Source organism: Bradyrhizobium sp., from assembly GCF_049581145.1.
Lineage (GTDB): Bacteria > Pseudomonadota > Alphaproteobacteria > Rhizobiales > Xanthobacteraceae > Bradyrhizobium.
Window position 1 is genome coordinate 1 of record NZ_JBAURI010000079.1, and the last position, 10158, is coordinate 10158.

Genomic DNA, 10158 nt, shown 5'->3' on the forward strand with positions numbered 1-10158 from the left:
GTGATTTCGCCTGAGTTCGCAGGATTCGTTGCGGACGCTCGAAGCAACCGCGAATCGCGCAGCCAAGTCCAATCGCGCTTTTGGCGTCACCGGATCCACGGTTCAGATATGGACGATTTCGCTTCGACCTCTTGGTCTCTCTGAGATTTTGAGCGACGTCCCCGTGATTGTGCGGTCTGTCGAATCCGAAGTTGGCTGGGAGGAACACGCGTCATGCAGTATCTCATCACGACCGATTGGATGTGGTTCGTTGCGGCGCTGCTTGCGGGCGGCGTCGTCGGTTACTGGCTGCGGTGGCGCTTTGCCGGGGAAGGGGGCACCAGTCATCTGCTGGGTTGGAGCGTGGCCGCATGTTTGGCAGGGCTGGCCGTTGCGGTTCTCGTGGCGCTGCCGCAGCGCGCCGACGTTTATCTAGAGACATTTCTGTTGCTGTTGTTCTGCTATGCGCTGGGTGGACTGTTGGGAGGCTGGCTGCGCACCCTGAGATCTCGCAGGGAACTGGCGCGCGCGATCCTTGCCGGCAACGCGCAAGTCGACAGGGCCGTGCTGGGTGCACGCGCCAAGGCGGCCGTAAGATCCGACCAGGACGCCGCCGCGGTCGCCATGGAAGACGCCGCTGTTGCCAAGCCCCTTGCCGTTGAACCGAATGCTGCCGAGTTGGTGGCCGCGGCGGCGGCCGCCAAGGCTGCGGAAGAGAAGGCTGCGGAAGAGAAGGCCGCTGAAGACAAGGCGGTGGAGGAAGAGCGTCTGGCCGCTGAGGCGAGGGCTGCCGAAGATGCGCGCGCGGCCGCCAAAGCCGCAGAGGATGCCCGTCTTGCCCTTGAAGCGAAAGCGGCCGAGGTGGAACGCATGGCGGCGGCAGCAAGGGCCGCTGATGAAGAGCGTCGAGCCGCTGCGGCGAGGGCTGCCGAAGATGCGCGGTTAGCCGCGGCCGCCAAGGCCGCGGAGGATGCCCGTCTTGCCTTTGAAGCGAAAGCTGCCGAAGTGGAGCGTCTAGCCGCGGCCGCAAAGGCTGCTGGAGACGGACGTCTGGCCGCCGACGCTTCCAAGGAGACGCGGCTTGCTGCCGCCGTCAACGCCGTCCAGAAAGAACGTCTTGCCGTCGAAGCGAAAGCTGCGGAAGTGCGGATGGAAGCGGCCGTGAAGGTCGCAGGACAGCCGGATGTTGCCGCCATGCCGGCGGTGGCCGACGAGTTTCATCCCGGCGTCAAGCCGCAGGGCCTTGCGTCACCGGAACAGGGCGAAGTCGATGATCTCAAGCTGATCAAGGGCATCGGCCCCAAACTTGAAAAAGCCTGTCATGCGCTTGGCATCTACCAGTTTGGCCAGATTGCAGATTGGACGCCCGACGAGGCGATCTGGGTCGGACACCACATCGCTTCGCCCGGAAGGGTCGAGCGCGAACACTGGATCGCGCAAGCCAAGTGGCTGGCAGCCGGCGGCGAGACCCAGCATTCGAGCGCCCTGAAATCCGGAGCCGTTCTTGCCGACGACAAGGCGGACGAACCGCTTGATCCGGCCACGGCCGAGAGCTTCGGCAAAAGTCTTCCGCGAGAGGCGGCAGCCGTCGACGGCGAAGGCACCCATCCGGGCCGGCGTCCCTACGGTCTCGTGAGCGCGCTCGGCAAGGCCGACAATCTCAAGCGCATACGCGGAATCGGTCCGCAGAACGAAGCCAGGCTGCACGGCCTCGGCATCTGGCACTTCTCACAGATGGCGGCCTGGACCGACGAAAATGTCAAATGGGTCGGCAGCTATCTGGCTTTTTCGGGTCGCATCCATCGCGAAAAATGGATCGCGCAGGCGCGTGAACTGGCGGCAGGCAAAGATGCCGAGGTGTCGCGCGGCATTGCCGCCGGCAAGGTTGCGGCAGCGAAAGCCGACGATGCTCGCGGACAGAACGACGTTGGGACGTCAAAATAGAACAGCCACGGAGTGCTTGAGTCCGCCCCTTATGCGGCGCTTCGTGCGGCTTCGGCATCGAGCAACGCTGCCTTGACGAGGGCCAGGCGGAGACGAGCGATTTCGGTTTCGCTGATCTTGACCAGCGGCGGCCGAACGACGGCACGTGGCAAGCGGCCCAGCAGCACGAGCGCTTCCTTCATGCGGTTGTGCATGTCGACAAAGGGATCGCTGTAAAACACGCTGGCAACGGGATGGATTCGATCGTTGACCCGGCGGGCCTCCGCAAGATCGTTGGCCTGAACGGCGCGGTAGAGTTGGGCCTGCAGATCGGCAATCACGCTACCGCTGCCGGACAGGAGACCATTGCAGCCGAGCACGAGCGAACTGAGCAGCCATGCGCTGTTGGTGGACAGCACGTTGACCGGACGGTCGCGCGACTGCAGCGAGCGCACATGATCTTCGTGCTGCGGAACGGCCTGTGTCCAGTCCTTGATGGCGCGGATGGTCGGCACTTCGTCGCAGAGACGGGCAAGCGTTGCGGCCGGATAGCCTTGCCCCGTCGATAGCGGATATTGAAACACGATCAGCGGCAGATCGGCGGCATCGGCAATGGCCTTGAAATGCGCGACCGCCATTTCGGCGGATTGCCCGAGCGTGAACGGAGCCGGCGGAAAGATCAGAAGCGCGGACGCCCCGCCTGCCTGCGCCCGACGGGCGATCCGCGCCGCCGCGTAACTGCCGTCCGCCCATACACCGTGAATGACAGGCAGCTTGGCGCCAATTTCCTCGCCAGTGATGTCCATCACCCGCTGCTGTTCGTCGTCGGAACAGGACGCGACTTCGGTCGAATGGGCATTGACGGTGACCGCCGACAATCCCTCGACCGCGGCGATGTCGCGTAGATGCTTGCGGAAACTCGCTTCGTCGATGGAGAAATCGTCATTGAACGGCAGCAGGGCTGCCGGGATGACGCCGTGAGGAACATAGTCGCGATGCCGTGTCATTTTCGGAAGCTCCCTTGTTCAAACGATGCTCTGCGCATCCCGAAAACCAACGCGCATTGTATCACCAACGGCGGTATTGGGGGGCGATGTTTATTTCCGCTTAGGTTGATTAATATATAATAACACGCAAAGAGGGTAGAGCGGCGGACCGCCAGACTCAATGTCGACATCATCAAGGGCTACGAATCGCTCGTAGTTAAATTGTTTTGCGAGTCTGCGTGGTCACCCAGACTGTGTTCGACGGGTTGAGTGCATGAAGTCCATTCGCGTGCTTTCGGTCGCCTCGGAGATTTTTCCCCTGATCAAGACTGGCGGGCTGGCCGACGTCACCGGCGCACTGCCGATCGCGTTGAAACCGGAGGGCATCGAGGTCCGCACGGTGGTGCCGGGATATCCTGGTGTCATGATGTCGCTCGGGTCTGTCGAAGGCGTGCTTCATCTGCCCGACTTTTTCGGCGGCGACGCCCGGCTGCTGCGGGCGACATCCTGTGAACTCGGCCTGTTCGTGCTCGATGCGCCGCACCTGTTCGCGCGCCCCGGAAACCCTTACCTCACGCCTGAGGGCGCGGATTGGCCGGACAACGCGTTGCGCTTTGCGGCGCTGTCGCGCGTTGCGGCCGATATCGCGCTTGGGGCCGTCCCGTCCTTTGTCCCCGACATCGTCCATGCCCATGACTGGCACGCCGCCCCCACGTTGGCGTATCTGCATTACAGCAAGCGGCGACGTCCAGCGACGGTGATGACGGTTCACAACATTGCCTATCAAGGTGTGTTCCCGCGCGAGATGCTCGCTGCGCTCGGTTTGCCAGAAGACTCCTTTTCGGTTCACGGTGTCGAATATTACGGACAGATCGGGTTCCTCAAGGCCGGTCTGTATTTTGCCGATCGCATCACGACGATCTCGCCGACCTATGCCAAGGAGATCCTGAGCGACGAGGGTGGTGTGGGACTTGGCGGTCTCTTGCGCGACCGATGCTCTGACCTCAGCGGGATCACCAACGGCATCGACATTTCGGTCTGGGATCCTGCGACGGATCCTCACATCCCCGGCTGTTTCTATGCGGACATGCCGAGCTGTTTCGAAGCAGAGGCTCTCAAGAACCGGGCGGTCAACAAGGTGGCGCTGCAGCGGCGGCTGGGCCTGCGGCCCGCGCCGGACGCGTTTCTGCTCGGCATCATCGGTCAATTGTCCACGGAGAAGGGGATCGATCTTCTGCTCGATACGCTGCCGACGATCGTCGGCGAGGGGATGCAGCTGGCCATCCTGGGAAGCGGGGATCGCGGGCTGCAGTACCGGTGCCGCGCGGCCGCGCAGGCCGATCCGGAGCGGGTGAGCGTTTCGATCGGATATGATGAAGGCCTGGCCCACCTGATCCAGGCAGGCGCGGACGCGGTCGTGGTGCCGTCGCGGTTCGAACCATGCGGTCTGACGCAGCTTTGTGCCTTGCGATACGGCACGGTTCCCATCGTGTCCCGTGTCGGCGGCCTGGAGGATAGCGTCGTCGACGCCGGGGATGTGGCCGTGACCGGCGGCAGGCAGACCGGGTTCAAGTTCGCACCGGTGACCGCCGAACATCTTGCCGATGTGCTGCTGCGGGCCTGCGCAACGTTTCACGACGTCGCTGCCTGGCGACGGATCCAGCGCAACGGCATGTCGACCGACGTGTCGTGGCGCAATCCGGCCAGCCGCTACGCCGATCTTTTTCGCGGGCTGGTCGAAATGCCCCAGGAGCAGGTTGCCTGACATTGCCGCTGTCGTAGAGGCGCGCGTGTCGTCGACCGTCGACCGTCGCGTCCGGGCATCACGTTCGCGCTGGAAGCCGAAAAAATTCCAAAGAAGATGGTTAACCGCGATAGCGGAACTGGGATCGGCCGCGGCGGCCGCAGCGGAACTCTGATCGAAACCGTCGTGTTTCCTGTCACTTAGATCGGCCACCGCCGCGCCGTCGTCGCCACAGGTCGAACTGGATTTGTGATCCGTGCAAAGCGGGTGCGCAGCCGCCGATTTGGTTGCGTGTGCAACCGGTCGCACTTTAGTCGGATTTTCTGCCACGACTGTGGCTTGACCAAGCGCTCGCATGTTGGAGGTTACCATGAACAGTCCTGCCACCGCCCGCCCGCCAGGACGAATCCGATTGGCATTGATCGTCGCAGGCGTCCTCGCAATTCTCGGTTCCGTCGTGGTCGTAGCGCCCGCGCAAGCCGGTTACTACGGCGAATCCTATTACGGTTCCTCGCCCTGTTCCTACCGTTGCGGTTATTCACCCTATCGTTACGCGCCCCGCTACCGTTACTACGACCGCGGCTGCTCAGCGTGCGGCTGCTACCGTCATTGCTATTCGGGTTCACGACCGGGTCTCGTCTATGAGCGCCGCTACCACTACGTCGAACGCGACTATGTCGAGCGGCGTTATGGCTGGCCTGCGCACCACTACTATCGCCGTCACTACGGCTACTATCCATATGGCTACGGCTATCGATCCTATGCGCGGCCGTTCCCGTATGGCTATGGTGGTGTCAGGGGCTGGCGTACGCCGTATGGCTATCGCTACGAACCTTCCAGCTATCGCTATGAGGAGGAGGCGCCACGGCCTCCCGCGCCGGTTTGGGGAGGGAACGGCTACGAAACCGTTCCCTACGGCTACGAGCGCTCCGGCTGGGATGCCGACCCATCCGAGCCGGAGGAGCGGTCATTGCGGGATGTTCCATATGACGTGGAAGATGTGTCGCGACCATTGTCGGGCGGTCCCCTGGGGATGCTCGCGTCCGGCATCGTCGGAATTCTCAACCTCGGATCACGCTGAGCAAGCGGCGAACTCGGACTAGACCCTGGTGCCCGCGAGCATGATGTAGGCGCCGATCGCGAACCAGAAGGCGTAGTTGCTGACAATCGGTATCTCGATGAACACGCCAACGACCGCAAGGATCACCAGGACGAGCGAGAGCACAAAACCAAAATTCACTGCGCATATCTCCTTGCGCTGCGACGAAACGCCAAAAAACCTTGCTTGATTGGTCGCAACCGGCAACGGGACCTTGTCGCAGGCTCAGCGGTCACGCGTGAAATACGTGGCCCAATAAGCATGCTCCCTCACTCGCAATGCGCGCGCGCTTTAGAATGTGGTTGCCCAGAGTGGGACTACGAATGCCGCTGTCGACGTAGCCATGGTGCACTGACCGCTAAAAGGACGTTTGATTCTGGCATTTTTGAGGGCACGAGTTGGAGCGTTCAAGGCGGCGGAAACTTTCACTCTGCGGAACACTTTTTTGGTGAACGGATTTTTCGGATGTGACGATCTTAAAGGTGGAGAGGCACCTTCGAGATCGTTCGCAGAGCTCGGCAGCGCTTGGCACACGCACTGATTGCATGCGCGGCGGCGACACAACTTTGCAGACAGGCGGCGGTGGCCGCAATGCAGATGTCTCGACGCCGAGATTTCGACACCATTTGGGCGGGCGGCGGATTGTCGCCTCACCGTGGCGCCGTCGCTGCGGCTGAATCGTCGCAATAGGCGCGCAATTCTGCTCAGCAAATGATCAATCCGGCGCGCGAAACAACGAAATGCCGACCGGCGATGCCCGAGATGGGCGGTGCGAAGAGCTTTGCAGATATGGTGAACAATTAGCTCCTGTCGTTAACTGCCGATCGCACAAGCATTTTGCGATCAATGGCGCACGCGCAGCCGCGTGCGGGCGGAGCCCAGTCTGATTTTAGCCAAAAAAGCACCCGGATTCATTTGCGTTATCGACCCAGCAAAAATCGGTGGAGTTCGTCATGCGCGGCCATGCCGCCATCCTCGCCGCGGCGCTGGCATGGTTCGTCGGCATCGAAGGCGCCGAGGCCAAGCTCGATATTCTCGTCGACAAGGCGACGCAACGCATGATGGTCATCCAGAACGGCTATGTGCGCTATATGTGGCCCGTCTCCACCGGCCGCGATGAGATGGCAACCCCGAACGGCGTCTACACGCCTCAGCGCATGGAGCGCAACTGGTTCTCCCGCGCCTATTACAACTCGCCGATGCCCTATGCGATCTTCTTCCACAATGGCTATGCGATCCACGGCAGCTACGCGATCGACAAGCTGGGCGGACCGGCGTCGCATGGTTGCGTGCGGCTGCATCCCCATCATGCCGAACTGCTGTTCGACCTGGTGCAACAGGAAGGCCCGGACCAGACCACCATCGAGGTGACGGACGACGCACGACCTGACGCGCCGCCATTACCGGGGCGCGAGGCCGCGCCGCAGCAAAACCTGTCCGAGCCGCCGCCACGCGTGGTACGTTATCAGGATACCGGTGACATGCCGGAGCTCGCCCCGATTCCGCACGCCTCTCGGCCGATTGCGGTGCGGCCGCAGCCGGACGATGCACGCCCTGATGCGCCGCCATTGCCGGGGCGCGAGGTCGCGGCGGAACGAAGCCTGCCCTTGCCGCCGCCCCGCTTGATACGTCATCGGGACACCGGGGACATGACGGAGTTCGAGCGGATCCCTCGTGCCTATCGGCCGATTGCGGTGCGGCCGCAGATGGACGATCCACGCCCCGACGCGCCGCCGTTCCCGGGGCGCGAGGTCGCGGCAGAACGAGGCCTTTCGCCGCCGCCTCCCCGCGTGATACGGTATCGGGACATCGGTGACATTCCGGAGTTCGCTCCGATTCAGCGTGCATATCGGCCGATCGCGATGCGGCCACCGCCGCCGGTCAGCCGTCGCGTGCTGGCCGATGTCAGGCCGCCCGCCAATATACCACTCGCCAATAATCCACCCGCCAGGATTCCAGCCGCCAACGTTCCACCTGCCAACGTTACATCTGCCAACGTGCCACGCGCGCCATGCGGAGCAGGGGAGATCGACCCCGGGAGAGGCACGCCACGACAAACGGACGAGGCGTCCGATTGTCGTCCCAGACCGAAGGTCGCCGAAGCAGCGCCGCCGGAACACGCGCAACCAGGGCGATCGTTCTACGGCTTCAAGCTCCTGCCGGCGTCCTGCTGGTCCGGCAGCGCGTCGCGATGGCGGTCCGGTGGATCGAGTGAGGCAGCCTGCAAGTAACGTCCCGGAAGTTTGAACATCGGCGATCGCGATCCACTGAAGCGCTTCTCCCGTGACACGACCACGCGACACGTCTGGACCACGCGCCGCAGGACGACAGCGTGAATGGACTCGCGCGGCAAGCTTCGCATATGACAGAGATCGAGTGGGCGCAGAGCCGGGCCTGGAGCCGGGCCCGGAGAATCATGAAGCCGAATAGCTCCTTCCATTCAACGAAAGAGGACTGAAATGGCACGCGTGCGTTGTCTCACCGAAATGGGCATGGGCGTTGACGTTCATGGCAAAGACGCCACCAAGGCTGCCAGGCGCGCGGTGTCGGATGCCATCCGGCACTCCAGCGTCGGCTTCTTCCGGATGGTGGGCAAGACCGCGAAGGACATGTTCGTCGATGTCACGATCGGCGTGCCGGACCCCGGCGCGGTCAACGCGGCCGAAGTCGCGAAAGAGCTGCCTTACGGCACCGTGACCGTCACCGCGGTCAAGGGCGGGCTCGAGATTCCAGCCGAGAGTGGCGGCGATGCCATCGTCATCGCCAACGCAGCCGTGATCGTGAGCCTGGACGACGGCGCGTCCGGCTAGCTCAGCCCGGATTTGCCTCGGCGTAAGCCTTGAGCGTCCGCATCATTCGCGCATTCTCGGCGCGGAACATCCTGACCACAATGGGCATCGCCCAACGGATGGGTCCCTGCGGTGTGAGTTCAAGCGCGCGCAGCAGATGAACGGTGGGACCGTTTTGAGTCAGCGTATGCGATAGCTTGATGCCGATCGCGCCGGTCCAGCGGGGCTTCAAGGTCATCGGCTGCTCGAACGCCAGCCGGGTCGGGCGCACCATGTCGGTGACAACGCCGTACCGCGTCCCGAGCGGCCCGGGCTCGATATAGGTGGTGCCGACCGCGATCGGCCCGTCGGATATTTTGACGGTGCCGCGAAAGGACGATGAGGGCGGCAGCCAGCGGTCATAATCGCGCAAGTCGGCCAGCAGCGAAAAAACCCGCTCGGCACTTGCGCGGATATCTGCCTCGAATGCCAGCGGGATCATGACGGCCTACCCAGCGCAGTGACCGGTTTGTTGCAGCGCGCGGCGATGCGTCTGAAGCTAAAGTTGACGCAAGCTCTCATCAAGCCCCAACGGGCGCGTCGACTACTTGCGCTTCGAGCCTGCGGGGACCTTGGAATCGCTCCTGGCCGCGGCGGCTTGCCTCGGCCGACGGACGGCTCGCACCTTGGCACTGTTGACTCCGCCGCCACAGAAGAACCGGTCGCCGCCATCGGATTCGAGTCCGGACACACCCGTACCGTGCGGCAGCTCGAGCCGCTCCTGGACCTCGCCTGTGTGCGGATCGACCCTCCTCACGTCGCTCTCGTCGCCTTCCCAGGTGCCATGCCAAAGTTCTCCGTCGATCCAGGTGACGCCGGTGACGAAGCGGTTCGACTCGATGGTGCGCAAGATTGCGCCGGTCTGGGGATCGATCTGATGGATCTTGCGGTCCCGGTTCTGGCCCACCCACAGCGTGCCTTCAGCCCAGGCGAGTCCGGAGTCACGGCCACCGCCGGGTGCGGGGATCGTGTCGAGCACATCACCGGTCTTCGGATCGATCTTCTGGATGCGATCCTTAGCGATCTGAAACAAATGCTTGCCGTCGAAGGCCGTTCCGGCGTGCGCGGCGATGTCAATCGAGCGCAGCGGCTTGCCGCTCGCGGGATCGAAGGCGAGCAGTCTGTCGCCGGCAGCAAACCAGACCTGCTCGCCGTCATAGGTGACCCCGTGTACACTGTCGACACCGGGGAAGGGCCCGTATTCATGGAGAATTTCAGCCGCTGATCGTTTCATGTTGCGCTCCTTGTCATTCGGCAATGGCGGCCACGCTAACCATTCGGCAGCGGAGCCGGGAGTAACAACGTCGTCGTGAATCCGGCCACCGGCGGGGTCATCCAGCGTCGGGCTCGCCCGCGACCAAACGACTGCACCTTGCCTGCGGCCGCAAGCTGGTCGAGGGCGCGCTGCACGGTGCGTTGGCCAACGCCGAGCGCGAGCCCCAGCGCCGAGCTCGACCACGACTCGCCGTCGGCGAGAAAGGCGAGCACTGCCGCATGCTGGTCTTCGACCGGCCGTGCCAGCACGACGACCTCGCGCGCGCCGCGCGGCGCCAGCACAAACCCGTGGCTTGTCGCGCTGACGCCGGCCAGCGTCCGGAG

At 63.3% G+C, this 10158-nt stretch carries 9 protein-coding genes and 1 pseudogene; 5 read left to right on the plus strand and 5 right to left on the minus strand.

Annotation, left to right across the window (positions count from 1 at the left end):
• Positions 1-213 precede the first annotated feature (213 nt).
• A complete protein-coding gene (locus tag WCB02_RS02270) occupies positions 214-1923 on the plus strand; it encodes a cell envelope biogenesis protein TolA (RefSeq protein WP_423955918.1) in 1710 nt (569 codons plus the stop codon).
• A 29-nt stretch (positions 1924-1952) separates the two neighbouring features.
• Here WCB02_RS02270 and WCB02_RS02275 read toward each other — a convergent pair whose 3' ends face one another.
• Positions 1953-2909: a dihydrodipicolinate synthase family protein gene (locus tag WCB02_RS02275; RefSeq protein ID WP_423955920.1), complete on the minus strand. Its 957-nt coding sequence runs from the start codon at positions 2907-2909 to the stop codon at positions 1953-1955.
• Positions 2910-3162: 253 nt separating this feature from the next.
• Between WCB02_RS02275 and glgA the strand changes: the two genes are divergently transcribed.
• Both glgA and WCB02_RS02285 read left to right on the plus strand, forming a co-directional pair.
• Positions 3163-4653: a glycogen synthase GlgA gene (gene glgA, locus WCB02_RS02280; protein ID WP_423955923.1), complete on the plus strand. Its 1491-nt coding sequence runs from the start codon at positions 3163-3165 to the stop codon at positions 4651-4653.
• A 349-nt stretch (positions 4654-5002) separates the two neighbouring features.
• On the plus strand, positions 5003-5713 hold the full coding sequence (locus WCB02_RS02285; RefSeq protein WP_423955925.1) for a hypothetical protein: 711 nt from the start codon (positions 5003-5005) through the stop codon (positions 5711-5713).
• An 18-nt stretch (positions 5714-5731) separates the two neighbouring features.
• Here the strand turns inward: WCB02_RS02285 and WCB02_RS02290 are convergent, their stop codons facing one another.
• Positions 5732-5872, minus strand: a complete 141-nt coding sequence (locus WCB02_RS02290) for a hypothetical protein (protein ID WP_423955927.1) — start codon at positions 5870-5872, stop codon at positions 5732-5734.
• 812 nt (positions 5873-6684) lie between these two features.
• On the opposite strand from WCB02_RS02290, the gene WCB02_RS02295 reads away from it, so the two are divergent.
• Together WCB02_RS02295 and WCB02_RS02300 are read left to right on the plus strand one after the other, a co-directional pair.
• Positions 6685-7962: a L,D-transpeptidase family protein gene (locus tag WCB02_RS02295; protein WP_423955929.1), complete on the plus strand. Its 1278-nt coding sequence runs from the start codon at positions 6685-6687 to the stop codon at positions 7960-7962.
• 228 nt (positions 7963-8190) lie between these two features.
• Positions 8191-8541 (plus strand): Lin0512 family protein, encoded by a 351-nt coding sequence (locus WCB02_RS02300; protein ID WP_423955931.1) that lies wholly within the window; start codon positions 8191-8193, stop codon positions 8539-8541.
• A 1-nt stretch (position 8542) separates the two neighbouring features.
• Here WCB02_RS02300 and WCB02_RS02305 read toward each other — a convergent pair whose 3' ends face one another.
• The 3 genes and pseudogenes from WCB02_RS02305 to WCB02_RS02315 all read right to left on the minus strand — a co-directional run.
• Positions 8543-9001, minus strand: coding sequence for an SRPBCC family protein (locus WCB02_RS02305; protein ID WP_423955933.1), 459 nt, complete (start codon positions 8999-9001; stop codon positions 8543-8545).
• A gap of 102 nt (positions 9002-9103) precedes the next feature.
• Positions 9104-9793 (minus strand): PQQ-binding-like beta-propeller repeat protein, encoded by a 690-nt coding sequence (locus WCB02_RS02310; RefSeq protein ID WP_423955936.1) that lies wholly within the window; start codon positions 9791-9793, stop codon positions 9104-9106.
• Positions 9794-9828: 35 nt separating this feature from the next.
• Positions 9829-10158: pseudogene (locus tag WCB02_RS02315) on the minus strand (helix-turn-helix domain-containing protein); the annotation flags it as partial.